Source organism: Rhodococcus sp. JVH1, assembly GCF_000280725.2.
Taxonomy (GTDB): domain Bacteria; phylum Actinomycetota; class Actinomycetes; order Mycobacteriales; family Mycobacteriaceae; genus Rhodococcus_F; species Rhodococcus_F jostii_A.
Map to the genome: position 1 here is coordinate 3,251,621 of NZ_CP166289.1, position 21,635 is coordinate 3,273,255.

18 protein-coding genes, 1 tRNA gene and 1 pseudogene are annotated in these 21,635 nt (G+C 67.4%); 9 read left to right on the forward strand and 11 right to left on the reverse strand.

What is annotated here, in order from left to right; all coding sequences use genetic code 11:
• Positions 1–24: 24 nt before the first annotated feature.
• Positions 25–348: a WhiB family transcriptional regulator gene (locus JVH1_RS14860; protein WP_005248496.1), complete on the reverse strand. Its 324-nt coding sequence runs from the start codon at positions 346–348 to the stop codon at positions 25–27.
• 258 nt (positions 349–606) lie between these two features.
• Between JVH1_RS14860 and JVH1_RS14865 the strand changes: the two genes are divergently transcribed.
• Entirely contained in the window at positions 607–2,952 is a 2,346-nt protein-coding gene (locus tag JVH1_RS14865) for a transglycosylase domain-containing protein (RefSeq protein WP_029539710.1), read from the forward strand.
• A 54-nt stretch (positions 2,953–3,006) separates the two neighbouring features.
• Here JVH1_RS14865 and JVH1_RS14870 read toward each other — a convergent pair whose 3' ends face one another.
• Positions 3,007–3,474 (reverse strand): GatB/YqeY domain-containing protein, encoded by a 468-nt coding sequence (locus JVH1_RS14870; RefSeq protein WP_005248498.1) that lies wholly within the window; start codon positions 3,472–3,474, stop codon positions 3,007–3,009.
• Between the two features lie 67 nt (positions 3,475–3,541).
• Here JVH1_RS14870 and JVH1_RS14875 point away from each other — a divergent pair, with 67 nt between their 5' ends.
• From JVH1_RS14875 to JVH1_RS14885, 3 genes are all read left to right on the forward strand, one after another.
• On the forward strand, positions 3,542–4,513 hold the full coding sequence (locus JVH1_RS14875) for a metallophosphoesterase (protein WP_009477368.1): 972 nt from the start codon (positions 3,542–3,544) through the stop codon (positions 4,511–4,513).
• Positions 4,514–4,567: 54 nt separating this feature from the next.
• Positions 4,568–4,641: transfer RNA gene (locus tag JVH1_RS14880), tRNA-Pro, on the forward strand.
• Positions 4,642–4,770: 129 nt separating this feature from the next.
• Positions 4,771–5,781, forward strand: coding sequence for an ABC transporter substrate-binding protein (locus JVH1_RS14885; protein ID WP_009477367.1), 1,011 nt, complete (start codon positions 4,771–4,773; stop codon positions 5,779–5,781).
• A 1-nt stretch (position 5,782) separates the two neighbouring features.
• Here JVH1_RS14885 and JVH1_RS14890 read toward each other — a convergent pair whose 3' ends face one another.
• From JVH1_RS14890 to JVH1_RS14900, 3 genes are all read right to left on the reverse strand, one after another.
• Complete coding sequence (locus tag JVH1_RS14890; RefSeq protein WP_009477366.1) at positions 5,783–6,586, reverse strand: metal-dependent hydrolase; 804 nt, start codon at positions 6,584–6,586, stop codon at positions 5,783–5,785.
• A 302-nt stretch (positions 6,587–6,888) separates the two neighbouring features.
• Positions 6,889–8,358, reverse strand: a complete 1,470-nt coding sequence (locus JVH1_RS14895; RefSeq protein ID WP_009477365.1) for a catalase — start codon at positions 8,356–8,358, stop codon at positions 6,889–6,891.
• A 54-nt stretch (positions 8,359–8,412) separates the two neighbouring features.
• Entirely contained in the window at positions 8,413–8,871 is a 459-nt protein-coding gene (locus JVH1_RS14900; protein ID WP_009477364.1) for a Fur family transcriptional regulator, read from the reverse strand.
• A gap of 64 nt (positions 8,872–8,935) precedes the next feature.
• Here JVH1_RS14900 and JVH1_RS14905 point away from each other — a divergent pair.
• Positions 8,936–9,300 (forward strand): annotated as a pseudogene (locus JVH1_RS14905) (helix-turn-helix domain-containing protein).
• A 5-nt stretch (positions 9,301–9,305) separates the two neighbouring features.
• Here the strand turns inward: JVH1_RS14905 and JVH1_RS14910 are convergent.
• The 5 genes from JVH1_RS14910 to JVH1_RS14930 form a co-directional block, all read right to left on the reverse strand.
• Positions 9,306–9,950, reverse strand: coding sequence for a hypothetical protein (locus JVH1_RS14910; protein WP_009477362.1), 645 nt, complete (start codon positions 9,948–9,950; stop codon positions 9,306–9,308).
• A complete protein-coding gene (locus JVH1_RS14915; protein ID WP_009477361.1) occupies positions 9,934–11,646 on the reverse strand; it encodes an FAD-dependent oxidoreductase in 1,713 nt (570 codons plus the stop codon). Before JVH1_RS14915 ends, JVH1_RS14910 begins: the two co-directional genes overlap by 17 nt.
• Positions 11,643–13,133, reverse strand: a complete 1,491-nt coding sequence (locus JVH1_RS14920) for an NAD(P)/FAD-dependent oxidoreductase (RefSeq protein ID WP_009477360.1) — start codon at positions 13,131–13,133, stop codon at positions 11,643–11,645. Before JVH1_RS14920 ends, JVH1_RS14915 begins: the two co-directional genes overlap by 4 nt.
• Positions 13,130–13,723 carry a TetR/AcrR family transcriptional regulator gene (locus tag JVH1_RS14925; RefSeq protein WP_009477359.1) on the reverse strand — a complete coding sequence of 198 codons (594 nt, stop codon included), beginning with the start codon at positions 13,721–13,723 and terminating at the stop codon, positions 13,130–13,132. The genes JVH1_RS14920 and JVH1_RS14925 overlap by 4 nt, the downstream gene beginning before the upstream one ends.
• Positions 13,724–13,823: 100 nt before the next feature.
• Positions 13,824–15,617 (reverse strand): multicopper oxidase family protein, encoded by a 1,794-nt coding sequence (locus JVH1_RS14930; protein WP_237735237.1) that lies wholly within the window; start codon positions 15,615–15,617, stop codon positions 13,824–13,826.
• Positions 15,618–15,750: 133 nt separating this feature from the next.
• Between JVH1_RS14930 and JVH1_RS14935 the strand changes: the two genes are divergently transcribed.
• A complete protein-coding gene (locus JVH1_RS14935) occupies positions 15,751–16,689 on the forward strand; it encodes a formylglycine-generating enzyme family protein (protein ID WP_009477357.1) in 939 nt (312 codons plus the stop codon).
• A 61-nt stretch (positions 16,690–16,750) separates the two neighbouring features.
• Entirely contained in the window at positions 16,751–17,653 is a 903-nt protein-coding gene (locus JVH1_RS14940) for a hypothetical protein (RefSeq protein WP_009477356.1), read from the forward strand.
• Between the two features lie 98 nt (positions 17,654–17,751).
• On the opposite strand, the gene JVH1_RS14945 is transcribed toward JVH1_RS14940, so the two are convergent.
• Positions 17,752–18,423: a FadR/GntR family transcriptional regulator gene (locus JVH1_RS14945; RefSeq protein WP_009477355.1), complete on the reverse strand. Its 672-nt coding sequence runs from the start codon at positions 18,421–18,423 to the stop codon at positions 17,752–17,754.
• Positions 18,424–18,592: 169 nt separating this feature from the next.
• Here JVH1_RS14945 and JVH1_RS14950 point away from each other — a divergent pair, with 169 nt between their 5' ends.
• Positions 18,593–20,254, forward strand: coding sequence for an alpha/beta fold hydrolase (locus tag JVH1_RS14950; protein WP_009477354.1), 1,662 nt, complete (start codon positions 18,593–18,595; stop codon positions 20,252–20,254).
• Positions 20,255–20,281: 27 nt separating this feature from the next.
• Positions 20,282–21,586, forward strand: a complete 1,305-nt coding sequence (locus tag JVH1_RS14955; RefSeq protein ID WP_009477353.1) for an amidohydrolase family protein — start codon at positions 20,282–20,284, stop codon at positions 21,584–21,586.
• Positions 21,587–21,635 lie beyond the last annotated feature (49 nt).

The following is a 21,635-nucleotide window of genomic DNA, read 5'->3' on the forward strand; positions in this document are numbered from 1 at the left end:
GTTCTGCGAATCAGATCCCGAACGTCAGACAGCGGACTGGTGCTGCCGCTGAGCTTCGAAGAAATCGGACCATGATTCCACCTCGGGGTGCTGCTTGAGCAACGCCCGGCGCTGACGTTCCGTCATGCCACCCCACACGCCGAACTCGACACGATTGTCGAGAGCATCGGCTCCGCACTGCATCAGTACCGGGCAATGCCGGCAAATGGTTGCGGCCTTGCGCTGTGCTGCGCCGCGTACAAAGAGTTGATCGGGATCGACTTCCCGGCAACGGGCCTGGGTGACCCAGGCGATTCGCGCTTCTGCTTGCTCGACGTCCAGACGGCTGGTTGGGGTGGTCATGTGCATTCGTTTCCCCTCTTCGAGTCTGCGCAACCCAGCACCTAGCACGCCGAGGCTGCACCACATAAGCGATGGAGTGTTATCTCCATCACACTGTTCCAACAATTTAGGTAAAGAAACCGCAACGCGCAAGACGAAGAACACGCTTTTTTGGTACGCCCGTCCATACCCCGTGCTCAGGGCTTTTTCCTGGCCGAATTCTGCGCCCAACCAGCGCACCCACAGACCCCACGTAGTCTGTAGATCGTGTCGATTGCAAAAACAGTGGGGAAGCTCGCAGGATCCTCCGCCTTGGCAGGAGTGCTCCTCGCCGGCGTGATGTTTCCGCTCGCCGGAGGGTTCGGTTACGCCTCCAACAGGGCGGCTGACACCGTCGACAACGTGTCCGCCGAACTGGTCGAAGGAACGGTTCCCGCGGTCTCGACGATGGTCGACTCGGCGGGCAATCCCATCGCGTGGCTGTACGACCAGCGGCGCTTCGAAGTGCCCAGCGAGAAGATCTCCAACGAGATGAAGCTCGCCATCGTCTCCGTCGAGGACCGCCGGTTCCCCGAGCACAAGGGCGTCGACTGGCAGGGCACGATGCGCGCTTTCCTGACCAACACCACGAGCGGTGAGGTGCAGCAGGGCGCGTCCACCCTCGACCAGCAGTATGTGAAGAACTACCAGCTGCTCGTCGTGGCCAAGACCGACGCCGAACGCCGCGCCGCGATCGAGACGACGCCCGCCCGCAAGATCCGCGAGATCCGGATGGCGCTGACGCTCGACAAAGAACTCACCAAGGACGAGATCCTCACCCGCTATCTCAACCTCGTTCCGTTCGGCAACGCCTCGTTCGGCATCCAGGACGCCGCACAGACCTACTTCGGCATCGACGCCTCCGAACTGAACACTCAGCAGTCCGCGATGCTCGCGGGCATGGTGCAGTCGAGTTCGGCGCTGAACCCGTACACGAACCCCGAGGGCGTCCTCGAACGACGCAACGTGGTTCTCGACACGATGATCTCGAACATTCCCGAGCGTGCCGCCGAACTCCGGCAGCTCAAGGACACACCCCTCGGCGTGCTGCCCGAACCCAACCGGCTGCCCCGCGGGTGCATCGCCGCCGGCGACCGCGGCTTCTTCTGCGACTACGCCCTGCAGTATCTGGCCAACGCCGGCATCAGCCGCGAGCAGATCGACAAGGGCGGCTACCTGATCAAGACCACGCTCGACCCCGCGGTCCAGGCGTCGACCAAGGCGGCGCTCAACGCGAACGCCAGCCCGGAACTCGACGGCATCGCGAACGTCATGAACGTGGTCCAGCCCGGCCAGGATTCGCACCGGATCCTCGCGATGGGCAGTAGCCGCACCTACGGCCTCGACGCGAATGCCAACGAGACCGTGCAGGCGCAGCCGTACTCACTGGCCGGTCACGGCGCCGGGTCGATCTTCAAGATCTTCACGACTGCCGCCGCCATGGAGAAGGGCCTCGGCACGAACGCCATCCTGGACGTGCCCGGGCGGTTCGAGGCCAGGGGCATGGGTAGCGGTGGTGCACGAGGCTGCCCCGCGGCCACGTACTGCGTCGAGAACGCAGGCAAGTACCCCGCGGCACTGTCGGTGACGGACGCGCTGGCACAGTCGCCCAACACCGCGTTCGTCAAGCTGATCCAGGCGACCGGAGTCGCCCCCACCGTCGACATGGCGGTGCGGCTGGGTCTTCGCTCGTACACCCAGCCCGGCACCTCGGGATTCGACGACCGCAGCATGGCCGACTTCCAGAAGGATCAGAACCTGGGTTCGTTCACCCTCGGGCCCACATGGATCAATCCCCTGGAACTGTCGAATGTCGCGGCGACGCTCGCCTCGCACGGCAAGTGGTGCCCGCCCACCCCCATCGATTCGGTCTTCGACCGTGAAGGCAAGCCCGTCTCGGTCACCCAGCAGGCCTGCGAGCAGGTGGTCGAACCCGGGCTCGCCGACACCCTCACCAACGCCATGAGCAAGGACGACAAGCCCGGCGGCACGTCCGCCGGGGCGGCGGGCAGCGTCGGCTGGACGCTGCCGATGGCAGGCAAGACGGGTACCACGGAATCCCACATGTCCTCGGGCTTCCTCGGATTCACCAACAACTTCGCCGCCGCCGTCTACGTGTTCGGCGACTCGCCGACGCCGGGTGAGATCTGCTCGGCGCCGCTGCGGCCGTGTGGCGACGGCAACCTGTTCGGTGGAAACGAACCGGCGCGGACCTGGTACGCGGCGATGAACCCCATCGCCAACAACTTCGGGCCGACGACGCTGCCTCCGGTCGACCAGAAGTACGCGCGGGGATCGCAGAACGGTCAGGTTCCGGACGTCACCGGGCTGAGCCAGTCGGCCGCGACGTCCCGCCTGCAGGGAGCGGGGTTCACCGTGAACGCAGTCACCACCGCGTCGCAGGCGGCCAAGGGGACGGTCACGAGCGCATCGCCGTCCGGTTCGGCCATTCCGGGGTCGACCATCACGATCTACGTCAGCGACGGATCGGTGAAGGCCGCTCCCCCGCAGGCGCCGGCTCAGGGGATCCCCGTTCCGCCCATCCAGCTGCCCGGCCTGCCGCCGATCCAGCTGCCGCCCATACCCCGGTGACCGCAGGTGAGTGGGAAAGTGTGTCGACGCACGCTTTCCCCTCACCTCGGGGAGTCAGAGGCGGGACTTCACCGCGTGCGAGAGCCGCGAACCGTCCGCCTTGCCGCCCGCGAGCGCGCCGGCGGCCTTCATGACCTGACCCATCTGACGCATGCCGGGACGCTCACCGATTTCCTCGGCCACCTGAGCGATCGCGGTGTCCACGACGTCGACCAGTTCCGCGTCGGTCAGCGGCGTCGGGAGGTACTCGTCGATAATCTGCGCCTCGGCCCGCTCCTGCGCCGCCAGCTCACCTCGACCGTTCTCGGTGTAGATCTCGGCGGACTCGCCACGCTTCTTCGACTCCTTCGCGAGGACCTTCAGCACCTCGTCGTCGGTGAGTTCGCGGGCTTCCTTGCCCGAGACCTCTTCGGTCTGCACGGCGGCCATCAGCATGCGGATGGTGGCGGTGCGCAGCGAATCCTTGGCCTTCATGGCGGCCGTCATGTCGGAGCGCAGTCTTGCTTTCAGTGAATCTGGCATGGGCGAAACGCTACGCGCCCCGATTCGTCCACTGCATCTCGATTGCGCTCATCAGTATCCTGGAAGAGTGTCTGACGAGTTCCGTGCCAACCTGACCCGCGCCGCCCTGGGTACAGCGGGTGCCGCCGCCCTCGGCATCGGCTACGCCTCGCTCATCGAGCGCAATGCGTTCGCGCTGCGTGAGGTCACGATGCCGGTACTCGAACCCGGGTCGTCGACGCTCCGCGTGCTGCACATCAGCGACCTCCACATGATGCCCGGCCAGCGGCTGAAACAGAACTGGCTGCGGGAACTGGACAACCTCGACCCCGACCTCGTCGTGAACACCGGCGACAACCTGTCGCACCAGCGCGCCGTGCCCGCAGTGGTCCAGGCGCTGGGGAATCTGCTCGCCCGCCCCGGACTGTTCGTCTTCGGCAGCAACGACTACTTCGCGCCCAAGCCGAAGAACCCGCTCAAGTACTTCCGCAAGGACCACAAGCGTGTCCTCGGCGAGCCGCTGCCGTGGGGCGACCTGCGGGCCGCGTTCACCGAGCGCGGCTGGTTCGACGTCACGCACGTCCGCCGCGACCTCGAGGTGTCGGGTGTCCGGATCGCGTCGGCCGGTGTCGACGATCCGCACCTCAAGCGCGATCGGTACGACACGATCGCCGGTCCGCCCAATCCGCTGGCCGATCTCCGGCTGGGCATCACCCACTCGCCCGAGCCCCGGGTGCTCGACCGGTTCGCGGACGACGGCTACGACCTCGTCCTGGCGGGCCACACGCACGGCGGTCAGTTGTGCCTGCCGTTCTACGGCGCGCTGGTCACCAACTGCGACATCGACCGTTCGCGGGTGAAGGGTCCGTCCAAGTGGGGTGCGCACACCCAGCTGCACGTGTCCGCGGGGATCGGGACGTCCCCGTGGGCGCCCGCCCGCTTCTGCTGCCGCCCCGAGGCGACGCTCCTGACGTTGGTTCCGGCTCAGCGCGGCGGCGCGGACGCCGACGCCGCGCGGGGTCGCACCGAGCCGTCGGAGAGCACCGTTATACGCAACTGACCAGGGGATTTAATGGTCACTGGTTGGGTAATGTAAGCTAGCCGAGGTTCAACACGGGGTGTGGCGCAGCTTGGTAGCGCGCTTCGTTCGGGACGAAGAGGTCGTGGGTTCAAATCCCGCCACCCCGACAGTGTGAGACACCGAGAAGAGGCCTTGACCGGTTCGCCGGTCAGGGCCTCTTCTGCATGGTGGAGGCGTTGTCCGATTGCCCGGGACCCCGCGAGCACCCGCCAGAAACCTCAGGCTAGCCTCACCTCATGTCTTCGAGGCTCTACGTACGCGCCGGGCTGGTCGCCCTGGCCACCGTCTTTCTCGCCGCCTGCGGCACCACCGACACCGGGTCGTCTGCTGGCAACGCCGACGTCGCCACCGGCGGCCGTCTGTTCGCCACGGCGGACGCCGAGACCGCCAAGCTCGGCACCGACGCCGAACCGGGCGTCTTCCCCCGGACCATCACCCACGCGCTCGGCGAGACCGTCATCGAGAAGAAGCCCGAACGGGTGATCGTCCTCGACGGCGGTGAGCTGGACGACGTGCTCTCCCTGGGCATCACGCCCGTCGGACTGGCCAGCCCCGAGAGCGCCGCCGGCCAGCCGTCGTACCTCGCCGACAAGCTGGCCGGGGTGCCGGACGTCGGGACCACCAACAACCTGAATCTCGAGGCGATCTCCGCGCTGCAGCCCGATCTGATCCTGGGCAGCAAGCTGCGCGCCGACAAGCTGTACCCGCAGCTGTCGTCCATCGCACCGACCGTGTTCGGCATCCGCCCCGGTTTCCCGTGGAAGGAGAACTTCCTGCTGGTCGCCGACGCCCTCGGTGAGGAGACCAAGGCGGAGGAGGTACTCAACGCCTATCAGACCCGCGCCGACGAGGTCCGGGAGACCATCACGGGCGAGCCGACGATCTCGCTGGTCCGGTTCATGTCCGGCAAGATCCGCCTGTACGGCAACCTGTCGTTCATCGGCGTCATCCTGAAGGACGTCGGACTTCCGCGTCCGACGGTGCAGAACGTCGACGAACTCGCCGTCGAGGTGAGCCAGGAGACGATCGGTGAGGCGAACGCCGACCGGATCTTCTACTCCAGCTACGGCGCGCCCGAGACCACCGACGAGTCGACCGTGGTCGGCGGCCCGCTGTGGAATCAGATGCAGGCGGTGAAGGACGGCAAGGCCGTGCACGTGAGCGACGAGACCTGGTTCCTCGCGCTGGGACCCACCGGGGCGATGCTCGTCCTCGACGACCTCGAGAACATGCTCGCGGCCGCCTGAGTCACTGCGGGACAGGCATGAACGCGTCGTAGATTGCCTGCGGCGCACCGTCGATGGCCCAGATGACCATGAGACCGACGGCCACCGTCAGGGCGGGCCCGAGCACGACCTTCTCGAAGGGCCCGCCCGCCCGGATGGACAGGAACGACGGGAGCCGGAACTCCCACCACCGTTCCTTGCCGAGTGTGAGGAACGGGGCGAGGAAGGGGACGCCTTCCTTGGTGATGGCGTCGCCGAGGCAGTGGGTGGCGCAGCCGAGGGCCACCGCGACTCCGAGTCCGGTGGAACCGGCCTCGGTGGGATACGACTGCCAGGTGAGCGCGGACAGCACCGCGGCGACCGCCGAAACCGCCAGCCAGCCTTTTTCTTTGGCCAGCTCCCCGGCCAGCCCGCGGAGCGCGAGCCCGAGGCAGACGAACAGCGTCGCGATGATGGCCGGCTTGCCGAACTGGACGACCAGCGCGGACACCCCGGCCCCGATACCGGCGGCGAACAGGGCCGTGTGGGTGAGCGTGCGGTGCCCGCCACGCCGCTTGCCGTCGCGTTTGCCCTTGGTGACGGTGTAGAAAGCCAGCGACACCGCATCGACGCCCTTCGCGACGACGCTGCTGACCGGACCGAACGAGCGCGCGACCGTGGACTGGCTGGTGTCCAGATCCGGGAGAAGCGCCGCTCCGGCGCACACCGCCGCGAACGTGAAGGTCTCGGCGGTCGACGTGGGCCCACCCCAGTCGAGCGGCAGCAGATCCGCCACCGCCAGACCGACAGCCGCACCGGACATTGCATGGGTGGGACCCATCACCATGGAAGACAGCACCTTTCGACCCCGACTCGGGACACGGTCATCCGAGCCGGTGTCCTGACACCGCCCAACCTAGCAACAACATCCGACACACCTGTCACACGGCCGTGAGTACTTGTTAACCGCGGGCGGTTGACAAGTACTCACGGGCGCGAAGCGCAGTGGCGTCCGTCCCCGCTGAAGGTGGATGATGGAGATGCGTGCAGTCGGGCGGAGGAGGGTCGTCGTGGAAACTGTGATCGTGTTCGTTCTCGCCGTGCTGATCTATTGGTGGGGCCTGCTCTGAGCCTGCCCCACCACCGACATCAGTTCTGGCTCTGCCCTTCCCGGACACCGATTTCCACTCGCTTGCCCAGGTCGGGGTCCACGCTCTTCCAGTAGTCGAAGACCCGCAGCAGAACCGGTTCGCTGACGCCGCCGAGCGCGTGGCCGACGATGTTGTTCACCAGGCGGTCGCGTTCGTCGTCGCTCAGGACCTCACGGACGAGCGTGCCCGCCTGCGTGAAATCGCCGTCCTCGGCGTGCTCGATGTAGCCGGCTCGCACGGACTCGCCGTCGAACGCCCACTGTCCCTCGTCGCCCGCGAGCGACGCGTCGGCGTGCGGGCCGCCGTAGGAGTTCGGCGCGTACACGGGGGTCTCGGGCGAATTGGTGGCGTACCGCATCGCACCGTCCTGCGAGTACGAGTTGACCTGGTTCTTCGGTGCGTTGACCGGCAGCTGCGCGTAGTTGGCGCCGATGCGGTACCGGTGCGCGTCCGCGTAGGAGAAGACCCGCCCCAGCAGCATCTTGTCGGGCGAGAAGCCGATTCCCGGAACGACATTCGACGGCTCGAACGACGCCTGCTCGATCTGCGCGAAGAAGTTGTCGGGGTTCCGGTTGAGGGTCCACTTGCCGACCTCGATCAGCGGGTAGTCCTTCTGCGACCACACCTTGGTGAGGTCGAACGGGTTGAACCGGTAGCCCTCGGCCTCGTCGACGGGCATGACCTGAACCTTCAGCGTCCAGCTGGGGAACTCGCCACGGGCGATCGTGTCGTACAGGTCGGCGCGGTGATGATCGGGGTCGTTGCCTGCGAGGGTGTCGGCCTCGTCCTGCGTGAGGAACTCGATGCCCTGATCGGTCTTGAAGTGGTACTTGACCCAGAACCGTTCGCCTTCGGCGTTGACCCACTGGTACGTGTGCGAGCCGAAACCGTCCATGTGACGCCAAGTCTTCGGGATTCCGCGGTCACCCATCAGCCAGGTCACCTGGTGCGCGGACTCGGGCCGCAGCGTCCAGAAGTCCCACTGCATGTTGTGGTCGCGCAGACCGGATCCCGGCAGTCGCTTCTGCGAGTGGATGAAGTCGGGGAACTTGATCGGGTCCTTGATGAAGAAGACGGGCGTGTTGTTGCCGACGAGGTCGTAGTTGCCGTCCTCGGTGTAGAACTTCACGGCGAATCCGCGCGGGTCACGCCAGGTGTCGGGGCTGCCCTGCTCGCCGGCGACGGTGGAGAAGCGGACCAGTGACTCGGTCCTGGCGCCGGGCTGGAACAGCGTGGCCTTCGTGTAGCGGCTCACGTCGTGGGTGACGACCAGTTCGCCGAACGCACCGCCACCCTTGGCGTGGACGACGCGCTCCGGGACACGCTCACGGTTGAACTGGGCGAGCTTCTCGATCAGGTAGTGGTCGTGCAGCAGGATAGGGCCCTGCGTGCCCGCCGTGAGGGATTCGTTGTCGCTGGCGACGGGAATTCCGAAGTTGTTGGTGGTGGCGCGCTGTGTTTCAGGCATGGCAAAGCCTCCAGGTTGCATCGGGTGAGGGTGGAGCGGTGGGGACGGACGGGGTCAGGTCAGGGCTGCTGCCGACCCGGTTCCGCTCTGCGCGCCGATCCGGCACTGCGAGCAGAGCCCCCAGAAGACGACCTCGGCCTCGTCGATCTCGAAACCGTGGGCCTCCGACGGGTCGAGGCACGGAGCCTCACCGACGGCGCAGTCCACGTCCACGACGGTCCCGCAGCTGCGGCACACGAGGTGGTGGTGGTTGTCTCCGGTACGGGTTTCGAACCGTGCGGGCGATCCCGCGGGCTCGATACGTCTGAGCAGGCCGGCGGCGGTGCACGCCTTGAGGACGTCGTATACCGCCTGGGTGGAGACCGATCCCAGCTCTTCACGAACTACGGCCGCAATGTCGTCGACGTCGGAATGCGGCCGCACGGCAACCGCATTCAACACTGCAACACGTGGTGCAGTGACACGCAGGCCCACCTCGCGCAGCTGCGCTTTGGGATCCGTGTCGTGTCGCATGTGTTCAAGTATCGCTCCTTTTTGGAATTAGTCAAGAAAAGGATGTGTCGCCCTCGCCAACCCCGTGCGACGGCGCCTGCCGGAAATCCCGGTGGACGGCCCCCTCACCGCCGGGGACCTCGCCGGCCGGTTCGACCTCAGCCGGCCCGCCGTGGCAGAGCACCTGCAGGTCCTGCGCCGGGCCGGGCTCGTCCGCGACGAACCGTCCGGGCGGCAACGGCACTACCACCTGACCGCTGAGAACTGGACGCTTGTCTGGCGCCTCGTTCCCGAGGTGCGGGCACCCGCCTGTTCCTCGACCATTCCCGCTTCGACCTCGACGACAAGCGCAGCCGCGACGCGTTCGAGCGGATGGGTCCGGGTTGGCGCGACACCGTGCTGCCACGCCTCACCGGCGTGGTCGCGGGCATCGGACAGCGACCGGCCTGAGCGGGTCAGCGGTGCTGCGCGGGTCCGGTGGTCATCCGGCCGTCCGTGATCACGATGCCGTGGTGGGTGCCGGGCGTCAGCCAGTCACCGAGGGTGGGACCTTCGGCCGTCACGTCCACGCGGGCGTATCGGAAATGGCCCCGAAGTCGCGCGGACGCCGTGACGAGGCCGTGGTCGCCGGGTTGAGCGAAACCCAGCGCGCCGGCGATCGGTAGCCGCGGTCCGCGCGGACGAGTGCTCGTGACGACGCGCCACGTGTCGGACGAGGCTTCGAAGTCGCCGTGCACGTCGCCGCCGAACTCGGCAGGCACCTTCGGCAGGCTCCAGTGCACGCGGCCGCCGTGCACGGAGGGTTCCGAATCCACGGCAATGAACGGGACCGCCATGCGCGGCAGGAGGCCGATGCGACGTCCGGGCGCGCGGAGCACCGGACTGGCGAGGATTTCCCGGTAGGGGCCGACGGGCGAGTCGAGGTAGTCGACCATCATCGCGAGGGTCAACGGCACGGTGGCACCGTCGGGTCCGAGCGCGCGAGCGGCCGTGGTGCTGCGGTGCCACCACAGTGTCGCGCGCACCCCCGCCGGCCACGGCGGTGGCGCGCTCTCGGGCCAGTCGGTGCGCCGGGTGGTCGATTCAGGCACGCTCCACATCGACTGTCTCCCTTCGGGTGGTGACCGTCAGCGGGAGCCGCAGCGCACCCGGCGCGTCGGCGGGTACCACCGGATTCCGGGGCGGCGACGGTTCGATACGTACGTATGGCTTGCCCGGCTCGGGCCGGGTGTCGGCCTCACCCTTGTTGGGCCACAGCGCGAATGCACGCTCGGCCTGGGCGGTGATGGTGAGTGACGGATTGACGCCGAGGTTCGCGCTCACCACGGAACCGTCGGCCACGTGCAGACCGTCGTGGCCGTACGCCCGGAGGTAGGGGTCGACGACGCCGGTGTCCGGCGAGTCCCCGATGGTGCAACCCCCGAGGAAATGCGCGGTCATCGGAATATTCACGACGTCGGCGAACGAACCGCCGGGGTCTCCCCCGATCCGTTCGGCCACCTTGCGGATGGCCGTGTGACCCTGCGGGATCCACTCGGGCGGCGGATCTCCGGGCCCGGGACGGCTGGTGACCGCGCGACCGAGGCGGCCCCGACCCTTGGCCAGTTCGAGCGAATTGTCGTCGGTCTGCATCACGAGCGCGATCACGGTGCGTTCCGACCAGTGCCGCACCGACAGGCTCCGCACGAACGCCCCGGGGCGGCGCAACGCGACGCCGACCGTCTTCAGCAACCGCGGCGTCCTGCCGCCGCCGTCGCTGAGGACGGTCTGCAACAGTCCGATCGCGTTGCTGCCCTTGCCGTACCGCACGGGCTCGATGTGGGTGTGATCGTCCGGGTGGAACGAGGACGTGATGGCCACGCCCTTCGTGAAGTCGGTGGCGCGGTTCTTCGCCGTGGCCGCGAGGACCGCCTCCGAATTGGTGCGCACCACCGACCCCAGCCTCGGCGACAACCGCGGCAGCGCACCGGAGTCCTTCATCGCCAGCAACAGCCGGGCGGTGCCGTACGTGCCTGCGGCGACCACCACCTGGTCGGCGGTGAACGTGTGCTCCCGCTTGCGGAGGCCGTCGGTGCGGCGGGTCCGCAGCTCGTAGCCCCCGCCCGATCGCGGGCGCAACTCCTTCACCGTCGTCAGCGGATGGACCCGGGCGCCCGCCTTCTCGGCGAGGTGGAGGTAATTCTTGACGAGCGTGTTCTTCGCGCCCACACGGCAACCCGTCATGCAACCGCCGCACTCGGTGCACCCCGTGCGCTCGGGCCCTACTCCGCCGAAGAACGGATCGGCCACCCGCGACCCCGGTTCGCCGAAGAAGACGCCCACCGGTGTGGACGTGAACGTCTCACCGGCGCCCATCTCCTCGGCCACCTCACGCATGACGGCGTCGGCGGGGGTGAACGACGGATTGGTCGTCACGCCCAGCATCCGTTTCGCCTGTTCGTAATACGGGGCCAGCTCCGACTGCCAGTCGGTGATGTGCGCCCACTGCTTGTCCTCGAAGAAGCGGCGCGCCGGCTGGTAGAGGGTGTTCGCGTAGTTCAGCGACCCACCCCCGACCCCCGCCCCGGCCATGACCAGGACGTCGGGGAGGAGGTGGATCCGTTGCACGCCGTAGCAGCCCAGCCACGGCGCCCACAGGTAACGCCGCAGCCGCCAGCTCGTCTCGGGCAGCTCGTCGTCGGCGAAGCGCCTGCCCGCTTCGAGAACGCCGACCCGGTACCCTTTCTCGGTCAGCCTGAGCGCCGCGACGCTGCCACCGAAACCGGAGCCGACCACGATCACGTCGTAATGCGTCACGCGACGGTCTCCTTCGCGGCCCTGCGTCGTGAGACGTAGTTCTCCTGATCGAAACGCTGCAACTGGGAGCGGAACTTCCAGGTGAAGGTCGGCCACTGCACCGAGTTCCGACCCTCGGAGTCGTAGTACCAGCTCGAGCAGCCGCCCTTGTTCCACACGGTGGTCTGCAGTTCGGACTGGATGCGGGTGTTGTACCGGCGCTGCGCCTCCTCGGTGACCTCGAATACGGTGATCCCGCTGTGGTGCATCACGTTCAAGGCGTCGGCGATGTACGCGGACTGCGATTCGAGCATGTAGACGATGGAGCTGTGCCCGAGGTTGGTGTTGGGACCGTACATCAGGAACAGATTGGGGAAACCGGCGACAGTGGTCCCCTTGTACGCACTCGGGCTCCCGTCCCAGTGCTCGGCGAGGGTGCGGCCGTTCGCACCGCGCAATGCGTGCGCCACAGGCGGTTCCGTCGGCGTGAAGCCCGTCGCGAAGATGATGGTGTCGACCTTGTGCTCGTTACCCACCGCGTCGACGACGCCGTCCGGTGTGACCCCGACGAGTCCCGCGTCGACGAGGGTGACGTCGGGACGGTCGAGGGTCCGCAACCAGTCGTTCGACAGCAGCATCCGCTTGCAGCCGATCGTGAAGTTCGGTGTGAGCTTCCGGCGCAGTTCCGGATCCCGCACCTGCCGGCGCAGATGCGCCTTGGCCACCATCTCGAACACCGGCAGCAGCCCGGTAGCGTGGGCGAGCACTCCACCCAGCGCTTCGCGGAAGCCGTACACGGTCCCGCGGACGGCCTTCTGCACCAATGGCAGTCGACGGTAGAGGCCCTTCTCGGAGCCGGACAGCTCGCGGTCGAGGCGCGGGATCACCCAGGCGGGAGTGCGCTGGAACACGGTGAGATGCTCGGACACGGGGGCGATCTCCGGCACGAACTGCACGGCGGACGCACCCGTACCGATGACCGCCACGCGCTCACCGGTGAGGTCGTGGTCGTGGTTCCACGTGGCCGAGTGGAACGTGGTGCCGCCGAACGTCTCCAACCCGGGCATGTCCGGGACGCTGGGAGTCGACAGCGCACCGGTCGCGGCCACCACGACGTCCGCCGTCACCGTTCCGCGACTGGTCCGGACGGTCCACACGGCCTCGTCGTCGTCCCAGTGCGCTTCCTGCAGTTCACAATCGGTCACCACCCGAGACCGGACACCGGTGTCGGCCGCGACCTTCTTCAGATAACGGTGGATCTCGGGTTGGCGGGCGAACGTGTGACTCCAGTCGGCGCTCGGCGCGAACGAGTACGAATACAGCGACGTCGGGACGTCGCACGCACATCCCGGGTAGGTGTTGTCTCGCCACGTGCCGCCGACGTCGTCGCCGCGCTCGATGATCAGGACGTCGGCCTGCGGTTGGGTCTGCAGGATGCGCGCCGCCAGTCCCATGCCCGCGAAACCTGCCCCCACGATGAGGGTGTGTACGTGCTGCGGAAGATTCACGACTTCTCCACCTTCGATTCCCACACGGGCAACAGCCGCGCGCGTAGTGACTGCTCGGCCTCGGGGGTGCGGAACAGTGCCGACACCGCCAGACCGCGAACCAATTCGATACTGAGCTCGATGGTGTCGGCGTCGAACCGATCGCCGAACACCTCCGCCGACCCGCGGCGCAGAGCGTCGTTGACCTTCCGCTCGAGCGGAACCGTCGCCTCGTACAGCGCCGGGTCGGTGCGGGCGGCCACCCACAACTCGAGGGCGGCATAGAACAGCGGGCCGGAGAAGGCGTCGGCGAGCACGTCGACGCCGCGGCCGGCGTCCACGTCGGCGGCGAGGATCTCCTCCATCCGCTTGTCCACGAGATGTTCCACGGCGGCCACCACCAGCGATTCCTTGGTCGGGAAATGGTGCAGCTGCGCGCCGCGCGACACCCCCGCCCGCCGGGCGATGCCCTGCGTGGTGGTGCGGGCATACCCGAGCTCGACCAGGGAGTCGACGGCCGCGTCGAGCAGCTTCGTGCGCATCGCCGCGGTCCGCTCGGCCTGCGTGCGGGTCGGTTTGACCACTTCTGTGTCAGGTGTCACACCCAGCACTGTAGGCGGAAAAAAGAAAACAGTCCAGACTGCTTTTAAGTTTGCGCTGCGTGCCTGTGAGTACTTATTAACGTCCGGCGGTTAATAAGTACTCACGGGCCTAGGGCACCACGCGGTACCGCAGCATCATGTCGTGGTCCTCGTGGTCGAGCATGTGGCAGTGCCACACGTAACCCTGCAGGGGACGCGAAGCCTGCTCCATGTGGCCGTGTCCGCCTTCGGAGTGATCCATCGTGTGCGCCGACATCCCGAACGTGGCATCCGGGTCGAAGCCGAGTTCGTCCGCGGTCGGGAACCGGACGATGATCCGGGTGATCGAGTTCGCGTCCGCGATCACGGTGTCCTTGAACCCCGACTCCCACACCTGCGGCGCGAGGTTCGGCCCGAGAGCAAACGGGTCCGCCGACGGCGTCCACCGCATCCCGACGGCAGGCACCGGGACGGCCTGCATCAGGGCGTTCGTGTCGATCGACTGCCGTCCGACCACCCGGAACGTCACCAGATGCAGGTGGATCGGATGCGGTTCCGGCGTGACATTGACGATGTTCCACTGCTCGACGGTGCCCTGCCGGGGCATCTCGATGTCGTCGGTGGTGTAGCGCAGGTTGTTCAGCGACATCAGCGGGGACGGCTGACCGGGGCCCTGCGCGAGCTGCATCACCGACACGTTGCGTACGACCGATGGGGGCGCGACGGGCGGGAGGACGGCGAGACCACGGCTTCCGCCCCGAAGCGTCTCCGGAACGCCACCGGTGAACCCGGCAGCGGTTCCGACCTGGAACCGGCAGAACCGCGGCATGATCTGCACCCCGCGCTGCGCGACCTGCGCGGGGATCGGCTCGTCGTTGCGCAGTTCCACCGTCGTGCCGGGTGCGAGGGTTCCGAAGTCGACGAGGAGGTCCACCCGCTCGCCGGGTCCGAGCCGGACGTGGTCGGTGGCGACCGGCGCGTCGAGCAGCCCGCCCTCGGCGCCGATCACCCAGAACCTCATCCGGTTCTCGAAGAACAGATTCCACACGCTGAACGATGCGGCATTCACCATCCGCAGGCGGTACAGGCCCCGCGCCACCGACATCTCCGGCCACACCTTGCCGTTGACCACCCCCACGTCACCGGGTGTGGCGGCCTCCCAGCTGCCCTGCGGATTCAGCGGGTTGGAACGGACGCTCTGCCGTCCGTCGTCGGTGAAGTTCTTGTCCTGCAACACCAGCGGGAGTTCGAATTCGCCCGACGGCAGACCGAGCGGGTTGCTGCTCCGACCGGTGTCGTACTCGTCGCGCAGCAGGTACATGCCCGCCAGCCCGGCGTAGATGTTGAGCCGGGTGACGCCCATCGCGTGGTCGTGATACCAGAGCGCGCAGGCTTCCTGCCGGTTCGGGAACTCGTGCACCATCCCCTGCCCGGGCCGCATCGTGTCCTCGGGGTGCCCGTCGAACTCGGGGGGCGTCCGACCACCGTGCAAGTGCAATGACGTCGGCACCTGGGTGCGGTCCTGCTCGCTCACGCCGTGGATCCGCGGGTCGACGTCGGCGGCGAGGGGGTTGCTCGCGATGTCGTTGCGGTAGGTCAGTGAGGTCCGCTCGCCGACGTGGGCTTCGATCGTCGGGCCGAGGTAGTCCATGCCGCCGTAGCCGAGGGCCGGCGACGCGGGCAGATCGGGATGGAACACGTGCGTCGTGCTGCTCGCGTGCACCTCGACAGCGCTCCCACCCATCATCGGCAACGGCGGCAACTGTTCCCGGAACGGCTGGAGCGGCGGCGAGGAGAAGACGAACGGCCGCAACGGATCGATCCCGAACGGGTAGGCGCTCGCCGATCCCACCCCGACGGCCCCGAGCCCGGCCGTCAGCGCCAATCCACGAACGAACGACCTACGCGGAATCCGTCGATCCATTCGGAGGAGCCCCCTGCACGGTGAGAACAGCATTGCGAATCGAGTAGCCGACGGTACCGCAACCGTTGCCCCTCTCACCGGGTTTACGGGGCGTCTCTTCGCGCAGCGACCACCGTCGTGCCAGTCTGACTCCATGACCGGTGCAGCTCCGAAGAACATGGCATGGATCCCCGGGGGCACCTTCTGGATGGGCTCGGAGGACTTCTACCCCGAGGAACGCCCCGTTCACCAGGTGACCGTCGACGGATTCTGGATGGACGCGCACCAGGTCACCGTGGCCGAATTCCGGCGGTTCGTGAAGGACACCGGCCACGTCACGACCGCCGAGATCGCACCCGATCCCGCGCAGTACCCGGGCGCGGATCCCGCTCTGCTCGTGCCCGGTTCGCTCGTGTTCACCCCGACACCGGGGCCCGTCCCGCTCGACGACTACACCCGCTGGTGGTCGTTCACGCCGGGAGCGGATTGGCGCCACCCTGAGGGTCCGGGCAGCAACGTCGGCGGACGCGAACGCCATCCCGTCACGCACGTGTCGTGGTTCGACGCCCGCGCCTACGCGGAATGGGCCGGCAAGGACCTGCCGACCGAGGCCGAATGGGAGTTCGCCGCCCGCGGCGGCCTGGACCGGAAGCCGTTCGTCTGGGGCGAGGAGCACGAACCAGGCGGCAGGCCCGGCGGCAACGTCTGGCAGGGACGGTTCCCGTGGGAGAACCTCCTCGAGGACGGCTTCGCCGGGACGTCGCCGGTCGGCCATTTCCGGCCCAACGGTTACGAACTCAGCGACATGGCCGGCAACGTGTGGGAATGGACCACCGACTACTTCACCGCCGATCACTCGGCGAGCGGGAAGAACGTCGCGCCCGCCAGTTCCTGCTGCATTCCCACCAACCCGCGAGTCGAGACGGCGCGCGTCGAGAATCCCGACGAGCCCTACGCGCGCCGCGTGATCAAGGGCGGCTCGCACCTCTGCGCGCCCAACTACTGCCTGCGCTACCGACCCGCCGCCCGGCAGGGCGACACCGAGGAGACGTCGACCTGCCACATCGGGTTCCGGTGCATCATCCGCCCGTGACGGTCTTTCTCACCTCACGGGGATGAAGACGCGCCGCGTCCACTGCGGTTGAGTCGGTGGTGTGCGGTCCACCAAATTGTCTGTGGCGCTGGCCCGGGAAGCGCTGGCCGCGCGGACCGAAACGGCCAACGGCTGGTTGCAGGGCACACCACCCGGCCGCACGGTTCGACGCGTCATCGACGGGCTGATCGCGATCGAACTCGTCGACCGGTCGATGACGCTCGCCGCCAGGATCTTCACGTCGGTGCTGCCCGTGATGATTGCGGCATCGACGCTGAGCAGTTGGAACGTGACCGCACGCACCATCAAGACCCAGTTCGGCTTCGACCCCACGGAACTGACGACCACGTCCGGCACCGTCGACACCACCAACCCCTCCTTCGCCGCGTTCGGGGTCGTCGGTCTGCTGATGATCGCGATCAGCGGCACGTCCTTCGCGAGGGCCCTCGCCCGGATCTACGGAAAGATCTGGAACGTCCCGTCGATCACCCTCCGAGACGCCTGGCGGTGGCTCGTCGTCCTGTTCGCCGTTGCGATGTCGGGAACGGCGATCGGCCTGGCCGCCGAGCTCACGACCGTCCGGTTCATCGGGCCACCTCTCGCAGTCGCCGTGGAGTTCGCGGTGTGGATGGCCGTGTGGACCCTCAGTCCGTACCTGTTGACGATGGGCACCCTCAAGGGTCGCGTGCTCTGGGCGACGGGGGCGCTGACCGCCGCCGCGCTCACCGCTCTCCACGTCGGCGGACGTCTCGTCCTGCCCCGGATCACCGCCGCCGCGCAACACCAGTTCGGACCGCTCGGCCTGGTGTTCACCGCGATCAGCTGGCTGTTCGTCCTGTCGGTCGTGATCGTGGGGTCCGCGGTGATCGTCAAGGCCATCGCGCTCGACGAAGGCTACGTCGGGCAATATCTGCGCGGACCTGCCCCCGCGCTGGACTCACCCGCACACGACGACGCGGCCTGACGGACGCCGCGCGGGGCCACGTCGTCGTACGCGTATGAGCCGAGACCGCCGAAGTATGGTCGACCGGTGGCCACTTCGTCGGTGGTGCTGTGGTGCGGTCAGGCGTTGTCGCCCAACAGGGTCGTGCGGACGTGCCGCAGATGCACGCGCATCGCGGTGCGGGCGCTGTCCGGGTCCCGGTCGGCGATGGCTTCGACGATGTCCTCGTGCTCGCCGCAGTATTCGCGATGTAACTCCGGGTTGAAGGTGCGCTTCTTCAGGCCACCCCAGATCGGTTGTTGACGGCTGTCGATGAGGAGTTGGCTGACCCCGATCAGGACGATGTTGTGGGTGGCGAGCGCGAAGCTGTGGTGCAGCGCGGTGTCCCATCGTTCGAACTCTTCCGAGGATCGGGCGCCGTCGCCGCCGCGCAGGCAGCGCCGCATTTCTTCGATGTCGTCACGGGTCGCTGCGGCGACGGCGAGTGGGAGCAGTTCCGGTTCGAGGATGAGCCGCGAGCTCATGATTTCGCTGGGGCTGGGATGATTCGCCGTCTCCGCGGCCGCGGATTCACTGGGGGCGAGGAACGTGCCCCGGCCGACGTAACGCACCACTGTTCCACGGTTTTCGAGGTCCTCGAGTACAGACCGGACCACGGCACGGCTGACACCGGCCTCGGCGGCGAGTTCCCGCTCGGTCGGCAGCTTGTCGCCCGGGCCTAACTGCCGCTCGGCGACGACGGCTTCGATGTGCCGCAGAGCGGCAGCCGTAGGTCCCACAGCCAGGGTCACAACAACTCCTCTCGACGAACCAATTCGAACCAATTATAGGGGCTTGGTCAACAGCTCCCCTGACAACAATCGGAAAAATCACGTGTTGACGATCACACCAGCCTCGACCTATCGTAACCAATACGAACCGCAACCCGGTTTGGTTCACATTGGTTTCACAGGAGGTCTCATGCGCTTCGCGCGGATTCAAGGTAAGAACGGCGAGGTCGTCTGCGCCGTGGACGCGAACGGAGCTGCACTGCCCGTGCAGTTCGGTGACACCGGTGCCCCAGTGCGCGAGCTGCAGGAGATCATCGCCGGCGGCCGGGCCGCACTCGGCCGGCTGAGCACCAGCACCCCTGCCGAAGGCGGAAAGCTGCTCGCCCCCATCACCCCGCACCGCAACGTGTTCTGCGTCGGGCGGAACTACTCCGAGCACGCCGCCGAGTTCGCCAAGAGCGGGTTCGACGCGACCGGCTCCGCGGACGGTCAGCACGTGCCCCAGTACCCGGTGGTCTTCACCAAGCCTGCCGCCACGGTCATCGCCTCCGGCGATCCGGTCGACCCGCACACCGACATCACCTCGGCCCTGGACTATGAGGGCGAGATCGGCATCATCATCGGCAAGCGCGCCTCCAAGGTCAGCCGCGACGACGCGATGGATTACGTGTGGGGCTACACCCTCATCAACGACGTCACCGCCCGTGACCTGCAGCGCGACCACAAGCAGTGGTTCATCGGCAAGTCCCTCGACACGTTCTGCCCGCTCGGCCCCTGGGCCGTCACCGCGGACGAGATCGACATCAACGACCTGCAGCTGCAGACCCGCGTCAACGGCGAGCTCCGCCAGGACACCAACACCGCCCAGCTCATCTTCGACGTGCCCACCATCATCGAGACGCTCTCGGCCGGCATCACCCTCGAACCCGGTGACGTGATCGCCACCGGCACCCCGGTCGGCGTCGGCATCGGCTTCGACCCGCCGAAGTACCTCCGCGAGGGCGACGAGGTCATCGTCTCCGCACCCGGCCTCGGCGAACTGCGCAACACCATCGGCATCCCGGCCACTGCGGACCACCTCACCCCGGTCGGCACCAGCGAGCTGTTCGTCGAGAAGACCGGCAGCGGACCCGCGGTCGTGCTGATCCACGGCCTCGGCGGTGCGACCACCGTGTTCGAGCCGCAGATCGCGACGCTCGCCGAAACCCACACCGTGCTGCGCTACGACCTGTCCGGTCACGGCCGCTCCCCGTTCGCCGGTCCCGCGAGCATCGACAATTGGGTCGAGGAGTTGCGCGAGTTGCTCGACGCGGAGGGCATCGAGCAGACCGCCCTGGTCGCGCACTCGATGGGCACCCTGGTCGCGAACACGTTCGCCGCCAAGTACCCGCAGCGTGTCAGCAAGGTCGCGCTCCTCGGGGCGGTCCGCGCTCAGCCGGAGGCAGCCAAAACCGCCACCCGCGCCCGCGCCCGCACCGTCCGCGAAGGCGGTATGTCCGCCGTCGCCGACACCGTCGTCGCAGCGGCGCTGTCGCAGGAAACGCACAGCACCCGCCCGACGTCGGTGGCCCTGGTCCGCGAACTGCTGCTCGGCCAGAACCCCGAGGGCTACGCGAGCGCCTGCGAGGCACTCGCCGCCGCCGTCGAACCCGACTTCGCGTCGATCGAGGTCCCGGTTCTGCTGCTCACCGGCGACGAGGACAAGGTCAGCCCGGTCGCGATCAACGACGAACTGCTCTCGATCTACCCCAACGCCCAGAAGCACGTGCTCGACGGGGTGGGCCACTGGCACTCCCTCGAAGATCCCAGTGCTGTCACCAACCGGCTCCAGGAATTCCTGAACAAGCCCTGAGCTTCTCCGAAGAAAGGAGTGGCGACAATGACGTCAGCCAACACCCCCGATCAGTCCATCCTTTTCACCGACGTTCGGATTTTCGACTCCACCGGCTCCGACCCGTACGAGGGTGAAGTGCTGGTCGAAGGCGAACGCATTGCCGAGGTCCGCAAGGGCACAGGAGATCTGCCTCGCGAAGGCGCGAGGGTCATCGACGGCCAGGGCAAGTTCCTGATGTCGGGTCTGTGTGATGCTCACACCCACTTCTCCTGGGTCAACTCCGCAGACCTGCCCGGTCTCGGGACGATGGGCGTCGAGGAACACACGTTGCTGTGTGCCCGCTCGGCGCAGACCTACATCGATTCCGGCTACACCATGTGCGTCGGTGCCGCGGCCGCCAAGCCGCGACTGGATGTGGTCATCCGCAACGCCATCAACGCCGGCCAGATCCCCGGACCCCGCTACCTGGCGAACTGTCAGGAAATCGCGGTCACCGGCGGCGCCCTGGTCAAGGGCATCACCGCCTTCGCCGACGGTCCCGAGGAGATGCGCAAGGCCGTCCGGCGCAACGTCGACCTGGGCGCGGACCTGGTGAAGCTGAGCATGTCCGGTGAGGAGATCACCGGAAACCAGCACGCCGAGGACAACTACTTCTCGGACGAGGAAACCCTCGCCGCGGTCACCGAGGCGCACCGCCGCGGACTGCGGGTGTGCTCCCACGCCAGGTCCGGGGAGAGCGTGAAGATGTCGCTGCGCAACGGCGTCGACATCATCTACCACGCCTCCTTCACCGACGAGGAGGGTCTGGACATGCTCGAAGAGCAGAAGGACCGCATCTTCGTCGCACCCGGGCTGAATTGGCTGGTCGCCACCCTGCACGACGCCGAAGCGTTCGGGTATCCCCCCGAGGCCGCCGAAGCTGCCGGATACCAGCACGAACTCGACTGTGCGATCGACAATCTGAAGAAGATGAAGGAACGCGGCATCCGGGTGCTGCCCGGCGGCGACTACGGCTTCGCCTGGACCCCGCACGGCACTTACGCCCGCGACCTGCAGCACTTCGTCGAACTACTCGAGTTCTCCCCGAAGGACACGCTGCTCTCGGCCACCGCACTCGGCGGGCAGATCATGCGGATGCCCGACGACCTCGGGCAGGTCAAGGCCGGGTTCTACGCGGACATGATCCTCATCGACGGTGACCCGCTCGAAGACATCACCATCCTTCAGGACCAGTCCAAGATCGTGGGCATCATGAAGAACGGTGCCTTCCACAAGGACCCGGGCTCCGGACAGTCCGCGCGCCCGTCCGAGCTCAGCGAAACCCACCGCGGCACCCCCATCCCCGCGTAGGAATTCGCTGACCGTCGGCGGTCGGCGGGGTGGGGAGCGTGGCGCACCC

Excerpts from the sequence above, each read along its gene's own strand:
- JVH1_RS14870 (WP_005248498.1), bottom strand. The coding sequence starts at position 3,474 with ATGCCAGATTCACTGAAAGCAAGACTGCGCTCCGACATGACGGCCGCC.
- JVH1_RS14890 (WP_009477366.1), bottom strand. The coding sequence starts at position 6,586 with ATGGTGATGGGTCCCACCCATGCAATGTCCGGTGCGGCTGTCGGTCTG.
- JVH1_RS14860 (WP_005248496.1), bottom strand. The coding sequence starts at position 348 with ATGCACATGACCACCCCAACCAGCCGTCTGGACGTCGAGCAAGCAGAA.
- JVH1_RS14900 (WP_009477364.1), bottom strand. The coding sequence starts at position 8,871 with ATGCGACACGACACGGATCCCAAAGCGCAGCTGCGCGAGGTGGGCCTG.
- JVH1_RS14910 (WP_009477362.1), bottom strand. The coding sequence starts at position 9,950 with ATGTGGAGCGTGCCTGAATCGACCACCCGGCGCACCGACTGGCCCGAG.
- JVH1_RS14930 (WP_237735237.1), bottom strand. The coding sequence starts at position 15,617 with ATGGATCGACGGATTCCGCGTAGGTCGTTCGTTCGTGGATTGGCGCTG.
- JVH1_RS14950 (WP_009477354.1), top strand. The coding sequence starts at position 18,593 with ATGCGCTTCGCGCGGATTCAAGGTAAGAACGGCGAGGTCGTCTGCGCC.
- JVH1_RS14885 (WP_009477367.1), top strand. The coding sequence starts at position 4,771 with ATGTCTTCGAGGCTCTACGTACGCGCCGGGCTGGTCGCCCTGGCCACC.
- JVH1_RS14955 (WP_009477353.1), top strand. The coding sequence starts at position 20,282 with ATGACGTCAGCCAACACCCCCGATCAGTCCATCCTTTTCACCGACGTT.
- JVH1_RS14895 (WP_009477365.1), bottom strand. The coding sequence starts at position 8,358 with ATGCCTGAAACACAGCGCGCCACCACCAACAACTTCGGAATTCCCGTC.
- JVH1_RS14935 (WP_009477357.1), top strand. The coding sequence starts at position 15,751 with ATGACCGGTGCAGCTCCGAAGAACATGGCATGGATCCCCGGGGGCACC.